The sequence below is a fragment of the Gilliamella sp. App6-5 genome (assembly GCF_001690525.1).
Taxonomy (GTDB): Bacteria; Pseudomonadota; Gammaproteobacteria; order Enterobacterales; family Orbaceae; genus Gilliamella; species Gilliamella apicola_H.
Genome location: NZ_LZGT01000088.1, coordinates 65,060 through 86,483, shown reverse-complemented (window position 1 = coordinate 86,483; position 21,424 = coordinate 65,060). Strand labels below are relative to the sequence as shown.

The following is a 21,424-nucleotide window of genomic DNA, read 5'->3' as shown; positions in this document are numbered from 1 at the left end:
GCGACGTTGATTACAGCTACTATCACTCATAAAATCCATTGACCAACATTCACCTTGTTTATTAGGAACCAATAGCTTTTCTGGTGTTCGTTGGGGGATACGTTTTTTACGTTTAGCTCTAATATTAAGTTTTAACTCACAATACACCCGATACACCCGTTTATGATTCCATTTATAGCCGAGCTTTCTGATGCGATTAAAACATTTGGGAAAGCCCCAGCGTAAATGCCGGTCTGTGATAGCATTCAACACCGAAATAATCACCGAATCATCCGGTAACTTAGGTTGATGATAGTAAGCACAACGGCTTAAGCCAACAATGGCACAACTCATAGCAATAGTAACTGAATGATTTTGTTGTAGTTGCTGTGCCCACATTTTACGTACCTTTGTGGGCACTAAAGCTTTTTTATGATTTCTTCCTGAAGCTGGGATTTTAAGCTCAGTTCGGCAAACATCTGTTTAAGTTTACGGTTTTCGGCCTCAAGCTCCTTTAAACGTTTAATATCAGAGGTTTCCATTCCGCCGTATTTTTCTCGCCATTTATAGAAAGTTGAATTTGCCATGCCATATTTACGGCAGAGTTCCTTGACAGGAATACCTGCTTCAGCTTCTTTTAAAATAGCGACGATTTGATGTTCAGTCATTTTTTTCATAATTGAATCCTCTTTTACTTTTATCATAGAGAATTTTCTACTTTTTTGCTGTACTATTTTAGGGGATAGTTACAAATTGGCGCCACGCTTTGGTTGACCTGCATGTGTATGAGCACTTTTGGCTCTTGGATCATTTGTATGTTCTACAATGACAAGTTTATGTCCTTGTGCATTTTTATATTCATAATATCTTCCATGTGAACCTAAATCTTCTGAATTTAAAGCCTGTCGTCGATTAAGTTTAGGACACCCCCTCCCACGGATCCACCCAAGTCAACCCATTAGGCGCATCCTGATACAGATTAAAGCTACCGAGCAACTCAATCGGGTCTGGCTGGGTAAAGCGCCCTATATCCGGATCATAATACCTGAAAGTATTGTAATGTAAGCTGGTTTCTCTGTGTAAATATTGTCCCTGATATCTGAGGTTTTGCTCTATTGATTCATGTTCGATTTCATGAATCCGCTTTCCCTATAACTGAAAGCTACATTCCCACAGTAATTCGCCGTTGGCATCGGTAAGCTCTTCCGGACAGCCGTTCTGGTTGGTATAGATATATAGGCTGGTGGGGTGATTCGGGCTGGTTTCCTGGATCATTCTTAAGCCGTCCCACAGGAAGCGGGTACGGTTGTAGGGTTTGCGGTCTATTTAATGATTTTCGATACGCCGGCCTAAGGCGTCGTAAACGTAGCCTTAACACGGGCTGCGGTCTGTTTATTCGATGCGTACCTCTTTCAGGCGGTGTTCGGCATCGTAATGGTACGCTGGTAGTCTTTTTGCGTTGCAGACGGACGTACTTATTTTGGAACTTATGTTATTTTCTTATATATAAATCTTTAGCAATCTATATGTTTGATCAGTTAACCTTTCTGTTTATTGAGCAGATGTTTTGGCTATAATATGCATCTTTAAATCTATCAATTGTATAGTTAGGAGGATTTTGTTGGTATCTAAAATTATTTACTCTATATTATGATTCTTTGCAATTACCTATCTAAAAATTATTCACATGGTTTTGTATTAATTTTAATTTTTTTTCAACTCTATTACATCTTTTAAGTTTTCTGCTTCACTAGGTATATTTCGAATCAATAAATTTGCATTTTTCTTTAATAGGTTAAACAAATGGAGGCATTCTATTTTACCGCTATATATTACTTCTTTTTTATCATATCTATCTTCTATAAATTCAATATTACAAGTTTCACTAACAAAATGAACCTCAAAATAGAATGGTCCATCCATAAAACTAAAATGAGCTTTAGCTATATTATTTTTTTTAATTTTACAAGCTTCCTTTAACCACCAACTTAATATAATGACAGTAAAATCATCCCATTTCTTTTCTGGAAAAAATATATTTCCGATTTGGAAATATATTTCCGAAAATATTTGAGTTGATACTTTACTTTTTGATACACGAATAGAATCAGGATTAATTATTAAATCAATCATTCTAGGACTCCTTTAGGATAAGCAGTTTCAATTTATTACAATGGATATTTGTCCCAGTTATTATCAAACTTATCATATACCTCTTTTTTATCAATACGCCACTCATGTTTTTTGTAATGCAAGGTATAACGAAATTGACTTTTTGCACGATTTTGTTGTTGAGTGTAAATAACTACTTTATTACCTTCGAGTTCTTCTATTTTTAATATCTCTTCATCTGGTGAGTACTCTGGTGGGTTTCCACAAGATAATGCAGCTTGTCGACCATATTTTCGCTCTTTTTTTGTACAAAATTTATTGAATATAAAATTCAAATCTTTAGTCATTTGTAAATAAGCTTCTTCTGAAGAATCACTTTTCAATTTTGGATAGCACACTATTTCCCAATTATTCATCGCAATAATGAATTCTTTTAATCTATTTTTCGCAATTTCAATATCCATTTAGTTCACCTCATTTTTAAAAACATGATTTAACGCATTTTCCCATTTTGGAAAACTGAGTTATCCTCCCCCAAAATATTAGACAGTGCCCACCCCTATCATTTTGTCGTTAAAGCAGCATAGATCTAGAGACAATTTTTTGAACTCAACACGAATCTATTTATTTTGCCTGTTTATATTTATTCCCATCCATGATAATTCATTTGGTTCTGTATACCTATTATGAGAATCAAAATATCGGGGTAGCAATAAATCCTTTGCAGCGTAATAGTATAAAATAGTTATAATATTTTTTGTATTTCTTTTAAAGCCTCCTTATTTTCGCAACCGGTAATTTTATAAATTTCCTTATCACTACAATTTTCTAAGACATAGTTAATACATGATTCATAAATCATTAACCCATCTTCAGATATATCAAGATGAAATTGATTCACGGTTCCTGACGGATTTATATGCTCTAATAAATACATTTTTCTCTCTAAACTTTATATAATCATAATATACTTTTGAACTCATCAAGTTCACTTTGTGTTAATCTTTGCTACAGGTTAGTATTTTAATTCATTCAATGTTGAACGTTTTTCTTAGTGTTAGACATGTTATCAACAAATAAATTTTAATTTAATGATTTATTATAATTTATCTTAGTTTTATTTATTAGTAGTTCGCTTTATTAATAGCTCAATCCATGGATTTGTATTTTTTAACAATTGTTTATCTATAGAAAAATCGGCACTTGATTCAATAAGATGTAATAATATCTACGCTAACCCATAACTTTCATCCTTACCAAAGAGTGTAATTAGTTTAGTGGGTTCTTCGTTTGATAAGGGTGGTTGAATGCTATGTAAAATATTCTGATATTTCTGAATAAAGTCAATATCAGAACACGTTTCTGAAGGCAAAGGTCCCATTTTAATAAGTTCATTAACAGATTGTCTCATAAAGGTTCTAACCATGTTTTCATTAATTTTAGAAAGTTTATTTTGTAGTCTTTAAGAATATCTCTAATAAGTTTATCGATTTAGAACTCACAATGTCGCTTATATCTTTAATATAATTTTGCGTGCTTGCCTGAATAATAATCCAAAATCTTGTATTGTTGTTGTCGCAGCTTTGTATTCATAAGTTATTGGTGAATAGTTTCATGAAGATGATGTTGACCAGCTATATTTTGTTTGCAATGCCCGCCATTATCAATAACAGAAAATAATAAGCTAAATTGTGTCATCCAAACGTTGAATTTAATCAACAACTGAAATAAGGTAGCCCAAATAAATAAAAAATGCTCCATATCATCTCAATCAAAGTCTAAAAATGCATCACTTTTATAATAAAACATGTAAGTCCAAAATAAATCATCTTTAGAATATTTTGGCTATAAGTTATGTGTGTAGATTGACATATTCCTCAAAAAAAATGCTGAATGACGGTGCAAGAATATTTGATATTTTTTTTGAGAAAAGATCATAATTAACTATTTGCCCATAAGTATCTTTTCTACAATCAACACACCAACATACATCGTCATCTTTAAAATAAATAACCGCCATATCTGATGGTAAGGCGTATTCATTGCGACACTGATAAGTGTCATAATGAATTGCTCCTCCAGACTCAGCCAAGGCATCATTATCAACTATGCCTGATATTTCTTCTCCAACAATACCACCGCCACCTACTAATAAAATAAACTCTTTTAATTCATATGGTAACGATAATTTTAGCTTGTTTTCGAGTATATTAATTTGTGATGCATCACAAGCTCCAAGCCAATATACTTCGTCTTGAGCTTCATCATTTAAACGCTTAATAAGACTGTTAATATCACTCATATAATTACCTCACACAAAATGCAATACACTATTACAGCATTACACAACTAGTTAAATTTTATAATAAGGAAAAACATATTAGGGAAATGTATTGTTATAGTAAAACACTTTGGAAAACTTAGATAGACGCAAAAGCGCTAGTCAAGAAAGAGCAACAAGAGGATTTATTTTGCTGACCATACTCGCATTCAGGTAAAATGAATGCTGATAAATAATTTGTCTGTTAGGTTAATTTTGAACTACCGTTTTGTGTATTGCCAATGATTACGGCAATTTCAAATAGAAAAATTCAATGTTTCTTGCCCAAAATAAATATTAAACGGTATTTACAACTATTACTTTAGTTCATTTTTATATTTTCTTTTATTTATATGGTGACATGAGTCTATTGACTTCCTCAACTGTTAAACTAAAACAATCTATAGTATTCATGTGGATATTTATATTTAACTGTTTATTTATTCGTTTCAACCAATGGTAAAAATCAATAAAAATATTTTCATTATTTTTTGTTAATTCCATAAAACCTGAGTCTATATGGGATAGCTCTAATGATTCTACGATACATCGAAAAATATCCTTATTTTTGATTAAATCATCAGTTTTAAGGTTCATTAATTCTTTTATTATTGATATTTCTGCTGAAATACCCATTATTGTAGGAAGAGATAAAATCTTGTGATTTATTTCTTTTAAATTCATATTAATTACCTTAATAAAATAATCCATCAAGGGAGAACATGCCCACTGTTAGTTTATGTGCTAGTTTATTTGTTTTATCTGTAATCTATCCTTTGTTCCTAGCTTGTATAGCTGTAACAAAAAATATCACTGATATATAATCTTTAATTGTATTGACTAAATTTTTCTATCCAACCATTTTCTGTTAAAAGTTCACCAGATAAACCATCACTAATGTTAACAATGTTTTTTTCATTTTTACCATTTTTAGATATTAATAATCTCATATTTTCTTCATTTTGTTCTAGCATATTTAATGTATTGTAAATAACACTATCAATAGCAATAACAGCAACTTTTTTTAAAATATCAATTTGATTTCTATCAAATATTTTTAGTTCATTATTTAATTTAACCATATTTTCAGATTTCATTTTACCCTGAACCATTGCTTCAAATTCGAAAATGGCTTGATCTCTAACATGACTAATAATCTTTTGACCAAAAATATCAAGTAATTCTTTATCTAACATATTAATCCTCCTTTTATATAGGCGCACCAAATCAGACAGTTCACAATCACAGTTTTTGTTTGACGCAAACAATTAACCCTTTGTTACAATTTATAGTAAAGCGTTAATCACTGGGATATTTGTCTAAATACCCCCAACTTGATGGATATTTTGTAAAAAAAGAAATTTTATTTTTATCGATAAATTGAATATCAAAAATTCTAGAACAATTTTTTTCCAAACCAATATCATACAAATATAATTTTTTCTCAATTTCATCCAAAAGTGATATTGCCATATCATTAATAATTGCATGACATTCATTAATAAAAAAAATTACTTCTTCCGGAAAATTAGACTCAATAATCACGCCTTCATAATAATAATTAAACTTGTCAATTTTGTTATATTCGATAAGAGCATATCTTTGTTTATCTCTAAATGAAATAATATAGTCTTTCATTATTACCCTCTAAATCCGTTGAAAATACCAAACAGTTTATTTTGTTCGTATTAAAACTATTCACACTTTTTGAACGAATTAATATTGCATTATTTATTTCCAACCGCCCTTTAAATGGAGCATGAATAATAGCAAATCTGATTTTTTTAAGATCTGTGATTTTGATTTTATTTCATCTGTTAGTAATTGAATCAGCACGGTTAACTACAAGAACAGAAGCATTTGGTAGATGTTAATTTTGTTATAATAGAATAAGTTGCTATTCATAATATTTATTGCAAAATAGCGCCATTGTTCTCCGGTGAAAAATATTTTGGCCAAATGGTATATTTGTCATATATTGCCCCTATAAAACTTGCTTCATTTATTCTCATTGCATTTACATTTGCCCTTTTTAAATTACTTCCATTGAAATTTGCATTAAATAAATCAGCGCCTGATAAATTAGCTCTTTGTAAATTAGCATTTAGTAAAAAAGCGCCATTTAACTTGCAGTTCGACATCTGAGCATTTAATAATGATGCATTGATTAAATTTGAATTCATTAATAATGCATTGGCAAAATCAGCATTATCTAAAATACAATTTGAAAAATTTACACTCCGTAAATTAGCATATTTAAAATTAACATCACGCAATGAATATCCCGTAAATATAGCTGTATGTAATATCGAATTACTAAAATCGAAACCATCAAATGTTGTTACATCAAATTCTTGTGTGCTGCCAGATTCAAAATGAATAGTAATCATTAATAATTCTCCTAGTTACAGAGGTTAACTTTTGTTATAGACATAGATTTAATTTTTAGGATATTACTTGGTGCAAGCATTCCTTACCATAATATCTGAAAGTATAGTAATGTAAGCTGGTTTCTTATAGGATTTTTCGGTTTTAATGACAAGCGTAATTGAGTTGTTGTGTATAGCCGTTTAGATCGGTCTGCTCGATTAATCAGCCAATGTTGCTGTATTGGAAAAAAGCTAGGAGCAATTTAAGAAAGAGTAACCATTTCAACTTTTCCATCTGGTAATAAACAGATCACGATTCCTTTTCCTTCCAGTCGAACTCCATCACAAAATTGGTTCACATTCCAATCTTTTATTTTAGATAGTGCTAGCCAATCATCAAATTTCCAGCTATTTATGCTACCAAGAATGACCATCTTTTTTCTAAAACCATGCATGTCAATATTTATACTTATTACCGTGTGATTTTCAGATAAAATATTGACATTGCCATATAGGTGATTAAATATTTTTGATTTTCTGTTCAGTCTTGCTACAGGTAATTCTGGTTCTCCCATCGTTTCATTAATAAGAGAATCAGATGAGCCGACATGCAATTTTTTGATGTGTAAGCTGTTAATAATATCTATTAACTCTATTTGAAAGATCGGTTCCCATTCTTTATTCATTATTAACAACCTATTCCCTATTCACCATAATCAATAAGCGCTTTAATTTCATCTAATTCTTCGACGGTAAAACTTTACACGGCAAAGAAATTAATTCAAAAAAATGGAATTCTATTTTCTGATATTCAATATCCATTAGCGATAAATCCTTGAAAAGACTTTATTCGCAATTGTTTAATAAAGTCTAGCATCTGAACGTGGTTCAATTTCTCTTTTTCCAAGTTTGCTTATTTTTTCTAAAATCAAATCATAGCAATAAAAGATATCGCCATTTTTTTTCAAAGTTACGCCTTCCAGACAGACTTTATATATTCCCTTAGGAATATTTGCATTATGCCAACCTGTATATTCTTCCCATTCCCAAAAAACAGACATATCGGCAATATATAAGTTTCCAGTAACATTAAGATAAAAATATTTATCGCTGAATATAACCCGTCTATCCTCGTTAAAGGGATATTCATTTAAAAACAAACGAACAACATAACCACCATCATCAATGCCCATGATAGGTAACGCAATTCCCTTATCAAGCACAAAGTCGCCTTTGTCTGTTGTTGTAAATGTTTTAAGTATATTTTGCCCATTGTCTATTTTCCCACCAAAAGGGATGTGTATTCCTGGGTAGTCAAAAATAATTATACCGTTAAAATCAACATCAACGAATATTGTCTTAATCACATTTGCCTCCTACACCCATTTTAACAAATTGGATACTGCAAATTACCAAATAATCACGAAACGGTATAGAATCCTGAATATTTTTTGCAAATATATAATCCAAAGAGTGAACACCGCATTTTCATTAAAGTCCTTATCGCTTTCCGCTTCCATTCATTTGCGGGCAGATAGGTTTTGTACATGTTTGATTGATACGATGATTATCACCCATTTTAACCAATAGATACTGCAAATTATCAAATAATCACGAAACGGTATAGAATCCTGAATATTTTTTACAAAAAATATAACCCAACAAGTAAAAAGACAACCATTTGCCAAATTACTGTAAGCAATGCAAATCATTCTTACCCATAAACTATTTCAAGAATTTTTTATCTTTTTGCGGTCACATTTCTTGCTACAATTTTACTCATTGATGAAATGATTAGATAACCTTTTATATGGAAACAGAATCTAAATAGAAAACCACAAAGTACAAGTTTATTATAGAATATGGGGATAAGATTAACATCAAATTTTAACGGGCAAATGTACAAAATTTAGGATTTGCATATGTATAATAAAAATAAGTTTAGCGCGCTTGATATCAATCATTTTTTAGATTCAAATGAATATTATATCAAAGAAGATTTTTCATATGCTGAGATCCCCGGAACGGCTAATATTTGTGGTTATCACATTATATTTTTTTATATTGATGATAAGATTGAGGTTTTATCCATTGATTCTGACGTTATGGATAATACTTTCCTGCTTGATAAAGCCAATCAAATTTTAAATTTTCTGGGGTTTGATTTTAAATTAGGATGTCCGTTTGTTTTAACTGATATGTTTAATCATAACTATATTTTTAAAGATCATATCTATGAAGATCATATGCGTTACTATTATGAAGTGGATGAACAATTAATTGTCCTTGGCATTACTTTTGAAGGAATGTTAGTGTCATTCGAAATAGTGAATAATAAGCGTATTATTGATAATCGTCTTGAATATCTAAAATCTTAAATATAATTTTTATATTTAAATCAAATAGTAATCTTCAAATATGATGCTGTAAGTATCCGATATCTTATTTTTAACGCTCTTAATTCATGTTGTTACATTAAAAAAGAAAATAATATCTGTTATTCTCGATTAAACTTATTTTTATCGACAAGATCCTTATCTTGCATCATGCTAGGCATAGTTATATTATGGGTATAATGTAATATTATTTAAGGAATAAATTATGCTAAAGTCAATTGATCCAACTACTACCCATTCTTGGAAATCCCTTCAAGCTAGTTACCAAACAAATAAAGATAAAACCATTGCTCAACTTTTAAAAGAGGAGCCTAACCGAGTTGAAAAACTAAGTATTCCTTTTGACGATGAGTTTTTGGTTGATTTATCAAAAAACAGAGTAACACAAGAAACCCTAGAATTGCTGTATAAACTTGCTGATGAATGCGATTTAACTAGTGCGATTAATGCTATGTATAGTGGTGAAAAAATCAATCGTACAGAAAATCGGGCAGTATTACATGTTGCATTGCGTAATGTATCAAATACCCCAATTTATGTTGATGGTAAGAATGTGATGGATGATGTTAATGCTGTCTTAGCTAAGATGGAATCATTCAGTAACAAAATCATTAGTGGCGAATGGAAAGGTTATACAGGTAAAGCGATTACTGATGTTGTTAATATTGGCATTGGCGGTTCAGATCTGGGGCCTCATATGATCACCGAAGCGCTACGTCCTTATAAAAACCATTTAAATATGCATTTTGTTTCTAATGTTGATGGTACACATATTGTTGAAGCACTTAAAGGTTTAAATCCTGAAACCACTTTATTTTTAGTGGCGTCTAAAACCTTTACTACACAAGAAACCATGACTAATGCACAAACGGCACGATCATGGTTACTTGATGCGGCAAAAGACGATAAAGCGGTTGCTTTGCACTTTGTTGCACTATCAACTAATGCAAAGGAAGTTGAAAAGTTTGGTATTGATACCGCCAATATGTTTGAATTTTGGGATTGGGTCGGTGGACGTTATTCATCTTGGTCAGCTATTGGTTTATCAATTGTGTTATCAATCGGTTTTGATAATTTCAAACAATTTTTAGCCGGTGGACATGCTATGGATAAACACTTCCAAAGTGCGCCAATTGATAAAAATATCCCAACTTTACTGGCGTTAATTGGTATTTGGTACAACAATTTTTGTGGTGCAGAAACCGAAGCGATTTTACCTTATGATCAATATATGCACCGTTTTGCGGCTTATTTTCAACAAGGTAATATGGAGTCAAATGGTAAGAGTGTCGATCGCAGTGGCAATAAAACACCTTATACTACCGGTCCAATTATTTGGGGTGAACCTGGAACCAATGGTCAACATGCGTTTTATCAATTAATTCATCAAGGTACTAAACTTATTCCTTGTGATTTTATTGCACCAGCTATTAGTCATAATCCAGTTGGTGATCATCATCCGAAATTGTTATCTAACTTTTTTGCACAAACCGAAGCTTTAGCTTTTGGTAAAACAAAAGAGCAAGTTGAACAAGAATTTATTGCTGCTGGTAAAAACCTTGACGAAGTGAAGTCTGTGGTACCATTTAAAGTCTTTGATGGCAATAAGCCAACTAATTCAATATTAGTGAAAAAAATCACCCCTTATACCCTTGGTGCGTTAGTTGCCATGTATGAACATAAGATCTTTACTCAGGGGGTTATTTTAAATATCTTTAGTTTTGATCAATGGGGAGTAGAACTAGGTAAGCAATTAGCGGGTCGGATTTTACCTGAATTGGCAGATGATAAACCAGTAAATTCACATGATGAATCTACAAATAACTTAATTAATCAATACAAAAAATGGCGTTAAGATGTTTTAGAAAATACCTGTATGTGAGTATAAAACAAAAACCTTCAGCTTAGGCTGAAGGTTTTTTTATAAGCAATATTTATTACTTTTTAATTCGCATTATTGGCGTTTTACCTGCTTCTACTGCACCTGATAGTTTGGTGAGTTCCACAATTGTTTCCATATTAGAAATAACCACAGGTGTTAATACGGATTTTGCTTTACTTTCAAGTAGTGGTAGGTCAATTTCAATAATGGTATCGCCTGCTTTAACTTGTTGGCCTTCTTCGGCAATTCGCGTAAAACCTTCACCTTTTAGTTCCACAGTATCAATACCAAAGTGAACAAAAAGTTCAATGCCTTCATCAGATTCTAAAGCAAAAGCATGATTGGTTTCGAAGATTTTGCCAATTTTACCACTTAATGGTGCAACAATTTTATTGCCAGAAGGTTTAATTGCTACTCCATCACCAACGATTTTTTCAGCAAAAACCACATCTGGTACATCTTCGATTTTGACAATTTCGCCACTTAAAGGAGCAATAATCTCGATGCTATTTTTACTATCATCGGATACAAATTGTTTAATTTTATCGAATAGACCCATCATTGTCTCCTAACAAATTTGCTTTTCAGCAGTGTAATTTTCAATTAAATCAATAATTTCTTTAGCAGTTGCTTTTTCTAGCGCAGCATCAGCAAATTTCTTTGCCTCTTCATAATTCGTATTACGAATTAATTTCTTAATTTTAGGAATAGATACAGCACTCATACTAAATTCATCAAGTCCCATACCAAGTAATAAGATTGTCGCTCTTTCATCACCAGCAAGCTCACCACACATCCCTGTCCATTTACCTTCTTTATGAGAGGCATCGATCACTTTTTTAATCAGTGTTAATACTGAAGGTGAAAGAGGATTATAAAGGTGAGAGATCAGCTCGTTACCGCGATCAACAGCAAGCGTATATTGTGTTAAGTCATTGGTTCCGATACTAAAGAAATCAACTTCTTTGGCTAAGTGATGTGCAATCACAGCCGCTGCTGGCGTTTCAATCATTACACCAATTTCAATATTTTTATCAAACGCTTTGCTTTCGGCATTTAATTGTTCTTTAAGAATATTGATTTCAGATTTTAATATGCGGATTTCTTCCACAGAAATAATCATTGGGAACATAATACGCAATTTACCAAATGCTGAAGCGCGTAAAATTGCGCGTAATTGTGCATGAAGAACTTCTTTACGATCTAAACTGATACGAATTGCACGCCAGCCTAGGAATGGATTTTCTTCTTTTGGTAAATGCATATATGGCACATCTTTATCGCCACCGATATCCATGGTACGGACAATTACCGATAAACCATTGGTTGCTTCCGCTACTTCTTTATAGGCTTTAAATTGCTCTTCTTCATCAGGATAAGCTTCGCGATCCATAAATAAGAATTCAGTGCGGTATAAACCAACACCTTCATAACCGTTACGTTCAGCACCGGCAATATCACGCACTGTACCAATGTTGCCACAGATTTCTACTTGGTGACCATCAAGGGTTACAGCTGGTAGATCTTTTAATTTAGCCAATTCTTCTTTATCACTAATATATTTAGTTTGAACTTGTTTTAACTTTTCTTGAGTTGTGTGATCTGGATTGATATAAATAGCATTATTGATCGCATCTAAAATAACGAAATCACCTTGTTTGATTGCTTGAGTTGCATTTGATGTTCCAACAATAGCAGGGATTTCTAAAGAACGAGCCATGATGGAGGTATGTGAAGTACGACCACCTGCATCAGTAATAAAACCTAATACCATATCTAAGTTTAGCTGAGCTGTTTCAGACGGCGTTAAGTCAGTTGCAACTAAAACACACGGTTGGCTAATGGCACTCAAATCAACAATTTCAATGCCTAAAATATTTTTGAGTAATCGTTTACCGATATCACGAATATCTGCAGCACGTTCTTTTAGATATTCATCATCTAGATTTTCTAGTTCTTTAGCTTGAGTTTCAAAAACAGATTGAACAGCGGCATCTGCGCTTGAATGTTTACTTTGAATACGAGAAATTACTTCTTGCTCAAGATCCTCATCTTCAAGAAGCATAATATGCCCTTCAAAAATGGCAGCTTTATCTTCGCCTAATGTGGATTTTGCGCGTTCCATAATCGCATGTAATTGTGCGCTTGATTTTTCTCGAGCTTCTTTAAAGCGCTCAATTTCAGCGTCAATCTTGCTATCAAGAATTTGTCTATTGCTAATAACAATAGGCTCTTCTTTTAATAATAGCGCTTTAGCAAAAGCGATACCGGGGGAAACAAGTATACCTGAGACCATAACATTTAATCCTTATTCAATTTTAAAACCTTTCATAGCTAATCGGGAGTTATTATTCCAATTCAGGAATTAATTTTACTAAATGATCAACTGCGTCTTTTTCATCTTCACCTTCGGCAGTAATGGTAATGGTTGTGCCTTGTGATAAACCTAATGTTTGTAATTTAAATAGGCTTTTAGCGCTTGCACTTTTTCCATTAGATGTGACAGTAATTTCTGCATTAAAGTTTTTGGCTTCTTTCACAAATTGCGCAGCAGGGCGAGTATGAAGACCGTTAGATGCAGTAATGGTTACATCTTGTTTGTACATATTATTTGACTCCCAAATATTTTTATTTCAACGACCAATATAAATAAAAACCGCCTGAAAGGCTAGTAAGATTTCATATATCTTTTATATTAGGTCAATCGTATTAGCTTTAATTGATAAAGATAGCCATATTTTGTCAGTATCGGTAGATACGGGTGACTTTATCGCTACACTTTTTAAATTCTACCTGTCCATGGATTCCATGTTTAATGTTTTCAAAAACGATTTCTTCACTGCCATCAAGCTTTGATGCGCGGATCTCTTCTCTACAGAAAGTTTCAAATCGTTGTAATTCTTGTTCACTATTACCTAATTTATAAGCTTCAGGTAAATTTTGACTGGTTACATTGGTGTGTATTTTATCTTGCACATCAAGGATGATGACGCCTTTATTCGATAACAATGAGCTACAGGCGGTTAATGATAATAATCCTGCAAGAAATAATAATTGCAAAGGCAATTTCACGATTAATCCCACAATGTTCAAAATAATTCCTTTATAAAGCACAGTAACCTGTTTATTATTTACAATTGAATACGAATTATATACTAATAATCAGAGAAAGTGCAGGGTGCATTTTTCATGATGTAATAAGATTAGGGTGAAGTTTATGTCAAATATTATCAATTACGACGAATTTAATCGTCAACTAATCCAAAATAAAATCGGTATTACCGCAGCTGAGTTGCATGGTTTTTTGTCGGGTATATTGGCTGGCGGTAATTATGATGAGAGCTGGCGGCCATTGGTTGAAGATATGTTAAATAATGGTGAAAAAATGCCTGCATCATTAGATGAGAAAATTAGTCAACTTTACACGCATATCAAACAACAATTTTTTGATGAAGATTTTAGCTTTCAATTATTGCTTAGTGACAAAGATTTATATTCACAGCTTGATGATTTGGTTGGCTGGGTAAATCATTTCTTACTTGGTATTGGACTTGTGCAACCTAAAATTAATCATATCAAAGGCGATGTTGGCGAAGCGATTTATGACCTACGGCAAATTGTTACACTGGGTTATGATGAAACTGAAGATCAACAAGAGCTTGGTTTTGCTTTTGAAGAGATTAAAGAGTATGTTCGCATCACTTCTATGCTATGTTTTGATGAATTTAATGAGTCAGATATCATCCCAACAATCCATTAATAATTATACATTTTCAAGGTCATTACAATGATAAACACTGATATCAAAACAGAACTTTTTGCACGTCGAGAAAGATTATTAGCGCAAATGGTGCCAAATAGTATTGCGCTTTTTTTTGCAGCTCCTGAAGCCGCGCGTAGTAATGACACCCATTATCCATATCGGCAAAATAGCGATTTTTGGTATTTTACGCTTTTTGCTGAGCCAGAAGCGGTTTTTGCTGTGGTGAAACAAAATGATAATACGCCTAGATATGTATTATTTAATCGTAAAAAAGATGCACTTGCAGAAACATGGACAGGTTACCGTTTAGGTCAACAAGCCGCATTAGGCGCAATTTGGGTTGATAAGGCGCATCCCTTTGATGAGATAGAAACAATATTACCCAATTTATTAAATGGCAAAACAGCGATTTATCATGCCGATCAACAGTATGCCTATGCCGATAAAATTGTTGATAGTGCCATGCGTATTTTACGACAAGGTAGTCGGATGAATCTTTCTGCCCCCAACAGCATGATTGATTGGCGACCGATAGTTCATGAAATGCGTATGTTTAAATCAGATTTTGAAATCACAATTTTACGCCAAGCTTGTGAAATTAGTGCGCAAGCCCATGTTAGAGCGATGCAAAAGTGTAAACCATTAATGTTTGAATACCAACTAGAAGCTGAAATCTTACACGAATTTGCTTGGCATGGAGCACGCTTTCCATCTTATAACACTATTGTTGGCGGCGGTAATAATGGTTGTATTTTACATTATGAAAATAATAGTGAGCAGCTAAAGGATGGAGATTTAGTTTTGATTGATGCTGGGTGTGAATACCAATACTATGCAGGGGACATTACTCGTACTTTCCCTGTGAATGGTCAATTTAGCCAAGTTCAACGTGAGATTTATGACATAGTGTTAGCAGCGCAATATCAAGCGATTCAATTATTTAAGCCCGGCACATCAATCATGGAAGTGAATAATCATGTGGTCAGAACGATGGTAGCAGGTTTAATTAAATTAGGCATTATGCATGGTGATGTGGAAACGTTAATTGCCAATAAAGCTTACACTGCATTTTATATGCATGGTTTAGGACATTGGCTAGGCATCGATGTGCATGATGTTGGTAGTGGTCGAGATCGTATTTTAGCGCCAGGGATGGTATTAACCGTTGAACCCGGACTCTATATTAATCAAGACGCAGATGTACCAGCACAATATAAAGGCATTGGTATTCGCATTGAAGATAATATCTTAATTACTGAGACAGGAAATGAGGTGTTGACCAGTAATGTACCTAAAGATCCGCATCAAATTGAACAATTGATGGCAAACACACTTACTCATTAGTCATGCGATTGCCGTAATTTCTTAAACAGAAGTTATGGCTTTTTTATTGCTGTCTATATCAATTGTTATTAATTCAAACTAATTGATTTATCGCGGTTAAAAATAATTTGTATTTTCAGGTCTTTTGCCGCAATTGGCTTATATTTCCATGTTTTCATGGCATTAATCACGGAACGATTAAAAATATTATTAGGTTTTGCTTCTATAATTCGAATATTTTCAACTCGCCCATCACTGTTTACATCAAATAGTGCGACTACATAACCCTCTAAGCGCATATCTAGTGCTCGGCGTGGGTATTCAGGTTGGTTGCGCCGAATTGGCAAAGGATTACCAGAATATTGACGATTATCTGAAATCTGCGGTGCTACAGCAGTGTTAGCAACCTTGTCGCTAATCACTTCTTGTCTAACTTGTTGATGTGATGCTTTTTGAGCAGGAGGGCGCTTTTTCTTTTGTTTTGGTTCTTTTTTGACGACAATTTCCTTTTTGGGCTCAACAGTAGTCTTGTCGGGGATTTTTTCGAGAATAGGTTCAGGCTGTTCTTCTTTAACAACTTCAGGCTCAATAACAGCTTCAACGGGAATTTCTTCGATTGGTTTGTTATCGATCCGTTCGCTATTTTCCACGCCTGGAATTTCGGGAGTATTTTCTACTAATGATTGCTTTGGTGCAGCCAATTGCGAGATATCGACCATCATAGCTTTAATTGAATTATCACCTTCATCGACAACAATGTTTTTAGCAAACAAGGCGGAACTAAAGAGTAGTGCAAATAAGACAAGATGTGACAGTACAGATACCGATGTACATGCATAGGTATTTATAGGTTGTTTTTTCGTCGGACACAAAGGAACCTTGGTATTATCGATGTCTATATCAAAGTTAATCTTCATAATAATAATCATTTTTAACTTAAGGTCAGTATTCTAAATGAAAATGCTTATCATTTGTAGTGTTTTTTGAAATATGATAGATGACACCTTGTTGCTTCATGATATTTATCAGATAATAGAAAGTAAATATCTGTTATTTATAATGGTTAGGCTGATGAATACTGCGTCAATGAATCAAATACTCGATCTTGTTAAAGAAGATTTAATCAAAGTGAATCAAGCTATACAAGCAGAACTGAGTTCTGATGTGGCTTTGATCAATCAGTTAGGCAATTACATCATTAGTAGTGGTGGAAAGCGCATACGCCCAGTAATCGCGTTATTAATTGCCAAAGCACTCAACTATCAAGGCGATAAACATATTATTACCGCGGCTTTTATTGAATTTATTCATACAGCAACCTTATTGCATGATGATGTTGTTGATGAATCGGATTTACGTCGTGGCAAATCAACCGCTAATGCACTTTTTGGCAATGCCGCCAGTGTACTGGTTGGCGATTATATCTATACTCGATCTTTTCAAATGATGGTGCGTACTGAATCTTTTAAAGTATTGACGATTATGTCGGCGGCAACCAATGTGATTGCTGAAGGTGAGGTACAACAGTTAATTAATTGTAACGATCCCGATATCACTAAAGAACAATATTTAGAAGTGATTTATCGCAAAACGGCTCGTTTATTCGAGGCAACTTCGCATTCGGCTGCGGTGCTAGCTGGTGCAAATACAGAGCAAGAGTTGGCTTTACAGGAATATGGCAAATATCTAGGCACAGCCTTTCAAATCATTGATGATTTACTTGATTATAGCGCCGATAGTAATGAAAAATTAGGTAAAAATTTAGGGGACGATCTGAATGAAGGTAAACCCACTTTACCGCTTTTACATGCAATGCACCACACTAAAAATGCCCAAGATGCAGCTTTAATTCGTCAAGCAATAGAGCAAGGTAATGGTCGACCATTGTTAGATCGCATTTTAAACATCATGGATGAATGTGGTTCGCTAGATTTTACGTTACAAACCGCTCAAAAAGAAGCACAAAAAGCATTTGACGTTATTGCCATTTTACCTGATTCACCTTATAAACAAGCGTTACAAGATCTTGCTTTATTATCAGTAAAAAGAGAAAACTAACTTACCAATGAGCCAATAAATCAATAAAACCATGCGTTTTTTATACTCAAACGTATGGTTTCCTGAAACTTCTTGTCATGAGTTTTATATATAACAACTTTAAATTTCAATTAAGGTAATTATTTATGCTAAAAAGGTGTTGGCCTGTTTTATTAATTTTTATTTCGATGATTTCGGTTCAAGGCAGTGCGTCTATAGCCAAATATCTATTTCCTGTGTTAGGGCCAGAGGGGATGACAGCTTGGCGATTATTTTTTTCGGCAATTATGTTAGTGTTAATTTTCAAACCGTGGCGCAAAGCCATGACAAAACAAGCACTGAAATACATATCTTTATATGGTATTTCAATTGGTTGCATGAATTTAGCGTTTTATAACGCAATCGCCAGAATTCCGCTTGGTATTGCTGTTGCCATTGAACTAACAGGGCCTATTATGGTGGCGATGTGCGCTTCACGGAAAGTGCTTGATTTTATTTGGTTAGGTATTGCAATTATGGGGCTGGCTATGCTTTTACCACTAACTCAAGCGTCAAGTAATTTAGATCCAATGGGTATTTTATTTGCGCTATTAGCGGGAAGTGGCTGGGCATGTTATATTTTATTTGGACGCAAAGCGAGTGCTATTTATGGCTCAGCAAGTGTAGCGATTGGGTCGGGCATTGCTTCGTGCTTTTTATTTCCTATCGGCATCTGGCAAACTGGCAGTACCCTGTTTTCGTTGGAGTTGCTACCATTGATTTTTGTGGTTTCGCTATTAGCATCGGCCATTCCTTATGGTTTGGATATGATTGCACTTCCCAAATTACCCGCGCAAACATTTAGTACATTAATGAGTTTGTCACCTGTTTTTGCCGCACTTTCTGGATTTATTGTTTTACATGAACAGTTAACCCACTATCAGTGGATAGCCATTGTGTTTATTATTATATCATCGATAGGTACAGTACTTACAATGAGTAGGCCAACACAGGTTAAATCGATTAAACCAAGCAATTAAATTTGTCAATGAGAAGTATTATCGCGCTGTTTATAAGCGCGATATTTATGCGGAAAAGTGATAGTTTGCTATCACTGATTTTCGTTGAAATAGGCGGTTGTCATGTTTTAACGAGGAGGGAATCCCATACCGCCACCCATTAACCCTTTCATTTGACGCATCATCTTCATCATGCCACCGCCTTTCATTTTCTTCATCATCTTTTGCATATCTTCAAACTGTTTTAAGAGTTTGTTGACATCTTGCACTTGGGTGCCCGAACCGTTTGCAATACGGCGTTTGCGTGAACCTTTAATTATTTCAGGATTAGCGCGTTCTTTTAACGTCATTGAGCCAATGATAGCTTCCATTTTGATGGTGATTTTATCATCCATCTGTGCTTTGATATGATCAGGCAGTTGACCAACACCAGGTAATTTAGCTAGCATTGCCCCCATTCCGCCCATATTACGCATCTGCTTGAGTTGGTCTTGAAAGTCATTAAAATCGAACTTATCGCCTTTTTTCAGTTTTTTGGCGATTTTCTCTGCTTTTTCGCGATCGACATTATGCTGTAATTCTTCAATCAAAGATAGCACATCACCCATACCTAAGATGCGCGAAGCAATACGATCAGGGTAAAATGGCTCCAAAGCGTCAGTTTTTTCCCCCATTCCTAAGAATTTTATCGGCTTACCAGTAATATGACGAATGGATAGCGCCGCACCACCACGCGCATCGCCATCAACTTTGGTTAAAATTACACCGGTAAGTGGCAAAGCATCATTGAAAGCTTTAGCCGTATTGGCAGCATCTTGCCCAGTCATGGCATCAACCACAAATAATGTCTCAATGGGGTTAATGGCTTGATGCAGCGCTTTGATTTCATCCATCATGTCGTTATCAACATGCAAACGACCCGCAGTATCGACAATAAGTACATCAAAGAATTGCAATTTTGCATGAGAAATAGCTTTATTTACAATACTAACCGGTTTTTCAGTAATATCAGATGGAAAGAACTCAACATCAATCGCTTTAGCCAGTGTTTCTAACTGTTTAATTGCAGCGGGTCGATAAACGTCGGCAGACACCACGAGTACTTTCTTTTTCTGTTTTTCTTTTAGGAATTTAGCTAGTTTAGCAACGCTAGTTGTTTTACCGGCACCTTGTAACCCAGCCATTAACATAACAGCAGGTGGTTGGGTTGCCAAATTGAGTGAACTATTGACTTCACCCATTGCGCTTGTCAGTTCATCTTGAACTATTTTGATAAATTCTTGACCCGGTGTTAGGCTCTTGCTGACATCTAATCCAACGGCTTTTTCTTTAACTTGATTAATAAATTCACGAACCACTGGTAGGGCAACGTCAGCTTCGAGTAATGCCATACGCACATCGCGCAACGCATCTTTAATATTGTCTTCAGATAGTCGTCCACGACCACTGATATTGCGGAATGTCTGTGATAAACGGTCGGTTAAATTCTCGAACATATTAACTCTCGTAATAAATAAAAAATTGTCCTTATCATATCAGAAAATTTCAATAAGTCCCACGATCATAATTTTGCGACGACTTGACAGTAAATTACGATCCTGTTGAAATGAGGACAAACAAGAAGCGAATACCTTAACCTTTTTAGTGATTAAAAAGCAGGTTAGTTTATGAATAAGGAGAACATCGAGTATGGCAAAAGTAATTAGTACTGACAAAGCACCAGCCGCTATTGGGCCTTATGTTCAGGCGGTCGATTTAGGTAATATGTTATTTGCCTCAGGGCAAATCCCACTGGATGCCGCCACAGGTGAAATGCCAAGTTGTGTGAAAGAACAAACCAAACAAAGTTTAGCCAATGTAAAAGCAATTGTCACTGCGGCAGGTTATCAAGTCAATAATATCGTAAAAACAACTATTTTTTTAGCTGATATGAATGATTTTGCTGCGGTAAATGCGGTATACGAAGCATTTTTTACTGAAAATAATGCGTCTTTCCCAGCTCGCTCTTGCGTGCAAGTTGCTCGAATTCCTAAAGATGCTAAAGTCGAAATTGAAGTTATTGCTGCTAAATAAATTTGCTTACCTGATTAGCACCAAAAGGTGCTAATTTTTGTCAAAAAGTTTCAGGAAACCATACGTTTTAGTATAAAAAAGCGGGTTAAAACACGTTATATTTTTAGTTATCTCATCTATTACTTTTTACTATCAAAAATACAGTCATTTTCTAACCAAAAATCAAATTAAT

The 21,424-nt window shown here is 34.0% G+C and carries 26 protein-coding genes and 1 pseudogene; 7 read left to right on the top strand and 20 right to left on the bottom strand.

The features are described 5' to 3' along the window. The 14 genes and pseudogenes from A9G24_RS10800 to A9G24_RS10740 all read right to left on the bottom strand — a co-directional run. On the bottom strand, nt 1–378 hold a 378-nt coding region (locus tag A9G24_RS10800), incomplete at its 3' end, for an IS3 family transposase (RefSeq protein ID WP_141673148.1). A 20-nt stretch (nt 379–398) separates the two neighbouring features. Beyond that, the gene (locus A9G24_RS10795) at nt 399–656 is read right to left on the bottom strand and encodes a transposase (RefSeq protein WP_065637205.1); all 258 of its coding nucleotides are present in this window, start codon (nt 654–656) and stop codon (nt 399–401) included. 69 nt (nt 657–725) lie between these two features. Further along, the gene (locus A9G24_RS13410) at nt 726–920 is read right to left on the bottom strand and encodes an HNH/endonuclease VII fold putative polymorphic toxin (RefSeq protein ID WP_081303176.1); all 195 of its coding nucleotides are present in this window, start codon (nt 918–920) and stop codon (nt 726–728) included. Next, a pseudogene (locus A9G24_RS13405) lies at nt 916–1,347 on the bottom strand (RHS repeat domain-containing protein); the annotation flags it as partial. The pseudogene A9G24_RS13405 and the gene A9G24_RS13410, both read right to left, overlap by 5 nt. A 336-nt stretch (nt 1,348–1,683) precedes the next feature. Then, nucleotides 1,684–2,112 (bottom strand): hypothetical protein, encoded by a 429-nt coding sequence (locus A9G24_RS10790; RefSeq protein WP_065639019.1) that lies wholly within the window; start codon nt 2,110–2,112, stop codon nt 1,684–1,686. 35 nt (nt 2,113–2,147) lie between these two features. Further along, the gene (locus tag A9G24_RS10785) at nt 2,148–2,555 is read right to left on the bottom strand and encodes an NTF2 fold immunity protein (protein WP_065639018.1); all 408 of its coding nucleotides are present in this window, start codon (nt 2,553–2,555) and stop codon (nt 2,148–2,150) included. Between the two features lie 281 nt (nt 2,556–2,836). Continuing rightward, nucleotides 2,837–3,028, bottom strand: coding sequence for a hypothetical protein (locus A9G24_RS10780; protein ID WP_065639017.1), 192 nt, complete (start codon nt 3,026–3,028; stop codon nt 2,837–2,839). 915 nt (nt 3,029–3,943) lie between these two features. Continuing rightward, complete coding sequence (locus A9G24_RS10770; RefSeq protein WP_065639015.1) at nt 3,944–4,393, bottom strand: SMI1/KNR4 family protein; 450 nt, start codon at nt 4,391–4,393, stop codon at nt 3,944–3,946. 363 nt (nt 4,394–4,756) lie between these two features. After that, entirely contained in the window at nt 4,757–5,095 is a 339-nt protein-coding gene (locus A9G24_RS10765) for a hypothetical protein (protein ID WP_065639014.1), read from the bottom strand. A gap of 143 nt (nt 5,096–5,238) precedes the next feature. After that, nucleotides 5,239–5,607 carry a hypothetical protein gene (locus A9G24_RS10760; RefSeq protein WP_065639013.1) on the bottom strand — a complete coding sequence of 123 codons (369 nt, stop codon included), beginning with the start codon at nt 5,605–5,607 and terminating at the stop codon, nt 5,239–5,241. A 103-nt stretch (nt 5,608–5,710) separates the two neighbouring features. Then, nucleotides 5,711–6,049 (bottom strand): hypothetical protein, encoded by a 339-nt coding sequence (locus A9G24_RS10755; protein ID WP_065639012.1) that lies wholly within the window; start codon nt 6,047–6,049, stop codon nt 5,711–5,713. Nucleotides 6,050–6,321: 272 nt separating this feature from the next. Beyond that, complete coding sequence (locus A9G24_RS10750; RefSeq protein WP_065639011.1) at nt 6,322–6,801, bottom strand: pentapeptide repeat-containing protein; 480 nt, start codon at nt 6,799–6,801, stop codon at nt 6,322–6,324. A 242-nt stretch (nt 6,802–7,043) separates the two neighbouring features. Next, nucleotides 7,044–7,466 carry a hypothetical protein gene (locus A9G24_RS10745; protein ID WP_081303175.1) on the bottom strand — a complete coding sequence of 141 codons (423 nt, stop codon included), beginning with the start codon at nt 7,464–7,466 and terminating at the stop codon, nt 7,044–7,046. Nucleotides 7,467–7,640: 174 nt separating this feature from the next. Beyond that, complete coding sequence (locus A9G24_RS10740) at nt 7,641–8,147, bottom strand: hypothetical protein (RefSeq protein WP_065639010.1); 507 nt, start codon at nt 8,145–8,147, stop codon at nt 7,641–7,643. A gap of 555 nt (nt 8,148–8,702) precedes the next feature. Between A9G24_RS10740 and A9G24_RS10735 the strand changes: the two genes are divergently transcribed. After that, nucleotides 8,703–9,158 carry a hypothetical protein gene (locus A9G24_RS10735; RefSeq protein WP_065639009.1) on the top strand — a complete coding sequence of 152 codons (456 nt, stop codon included), beginning with the start codon at nt 8,703–8,705 and terminating at the stop codon, nt 9,156–9,158. A 223-nt stretch (nt 9,159–9,381) separates the two neighbouring features. Next, nucleotides 9,382–11,031 (top strand): glucose-6-phosphate isomerase, encoded by a 1,650-nt coding sequence (pgi, locus tag A9G24_RS10730; protein ID WP_065639008.1) that lies wholly within the window; start codon nt 9,382–9,384, stop codon nt 11,029–11,031. An 82-nt stretch (nt 11,032–11,113) separates the two neighbouring features. Here pgi and crr read toward each other — a convergent pair whose 3' ends face one another. From crr to A9G24_RS10710, 4 genes are all read right to left on the bottom strand, one after another. Then, a complete protein-coding gene (crr, locus tag A9G24_RS10725) occupies nt 11,114–11,617 on the bottom strand; it encodes a PTS glucose transporter subunit IIA (protein WP_065639007.1) in 504 nt (167 codons plus the stop codon). A gap of 9 nt (nt 11,618–11,626) precedes the next feature. Continuing rightward, nucleotides 11,627–13,354 carry a phosphoenolpyruvate-protein phosphotransferase PtsI gene (ptsI, locus tag A9G24_RS10720; protein WP_065639006.1) on the bottom strand — a complete coding sequence of 576 codons (1,728 nt, stop codon included), beginning with the start codon at nt 13,352–13,354 and terminating at the stop codon, nt 11,627–11,629. 52 nt (nt 13,355–13,406) lie between these two features. Next, nucleotides 13,407–13,664, bottom strand: a complete 258-nt coding sequence (gene ptsH / locus A9G24_RS10715; protein ID WP_065639005.1) for a phosphocarrier protein Hpr — start codon at nt 13,662–13,664, stop codon at nt 13,407–13,409. Between the two features lie 136 nt (nt 13,665–13,800). After that, the gene (locus tag A9G24_RS10710) at nt 13,801–14,130 is read right to left on the bottom strand and encodes a hypothetical protein (protein WP_176701201.1); all 330 of its coding nucleotides are present in this window, start codon (nt 14,128–14,130) and stop codon (nt 13,801–13,803) included. Nucleotides 14,131–14,275: 145 nt separating this feature from the next. Between A9G24_RS10710 and A9G24_RS10705 the strand changes: the two genes are divergently transcribed. Beyond that, a complete protein-coding gene (locus A9G24_RS10705; RefSeq protein ID WP_081303174.1) occupies nt 14,276–14,818 on the top strand; it encodes a UPF0149 family protein in 543 nt (180 codons plus the stop codon). A gap of 30 nt (nt 14,819–14,848) precedes the next feature. After that, nucleotides 14,849–16,165 (top strand): Xaa-Pro aminopeptidase, encoded by a 1,317-nt coding sequence (pepP, locus tag A9G24_RS10700; protein ID WP_442902767.1) that lies wholly within the window; start codon nt 14,849–14,851, stop codon nt 16,163–16,165. Between the two features lie 68 nt (nt 16,166–16,233). Here the strand turns inward: pepP and A9G24_RS10695 are convergent, their stop codons facing one another. After that, entirely contained in the window at nt 16,234–17,061 is an 828-nt protein-coding gene (locus tag A9G24_RS10695) for a TonB family protein (protein ID WP_065639001.1), read from the bottom strand. A 154-nt stretch (nt 17,062–17,215) separates the two neighbouring features. On the opposite strand from A9G24_RS10695, the gene ispB reads away from it, so the two are divergent. Both ispB and A9G24_RS10685 read left to right on the top strand, forming a co-directional pair. Then, nucleotides 17,216–18,202: an octaprenyl diphosphate synthase gene (ispB, locus tag A9G24_RS10690; protein ID WP_065639000.1), complete on the top strand. Its 987-nt coding sequence runs from the start codon at nt 17,216–17,218 to the stop codon at nt 18,200–18,202. Between the two features lie 125 nt (nt 18,203–18,327). Next, nucleotides 18,328–19,200, top strand: coding sequence for an EamA family transporter (locus A9G24_RS10685; RefSeq protein WP_065638999.1), 873 nt, complete (start codon nt 18,328–18,330; stop codon nt 19,198–19,200). A gap of 107 nt (nt 19,201–19,307) precedes the next feature. Here the strand turns inward: A9G24_RS10685 and ffh are convergent, their stop codons facing one another. After that, on the bottom strand, nt 19,308–20,675 hold the full coding sequence (gene ffh, locus A9G24_RS10680) for a signal recognition particle protein (RefSeq protein ID WP_065638998.1): 1,368 nt from the start codon (nt 20,673–20,675) through the stop codon (nt 19,308–19,310). Between the two features lie 193 nt (nt 20,676–20,868). Between ffh and A9G24_RS10675 the strand changes: the two genes are divergently transcribed. Further along, nucleotides 20,869–21,252 (top strand): RidA family protein, encoded by a 384-nt coding sequence (locus A9G24_RS10675; RefSeq protein ID WP_065638997.1) that lies wholly within the window; start codon nt 20,869–20,871, stop codon nt 21,250–21,252. Nucleotides 21,253–21,424: the final 172 nt, after the last annotated feature.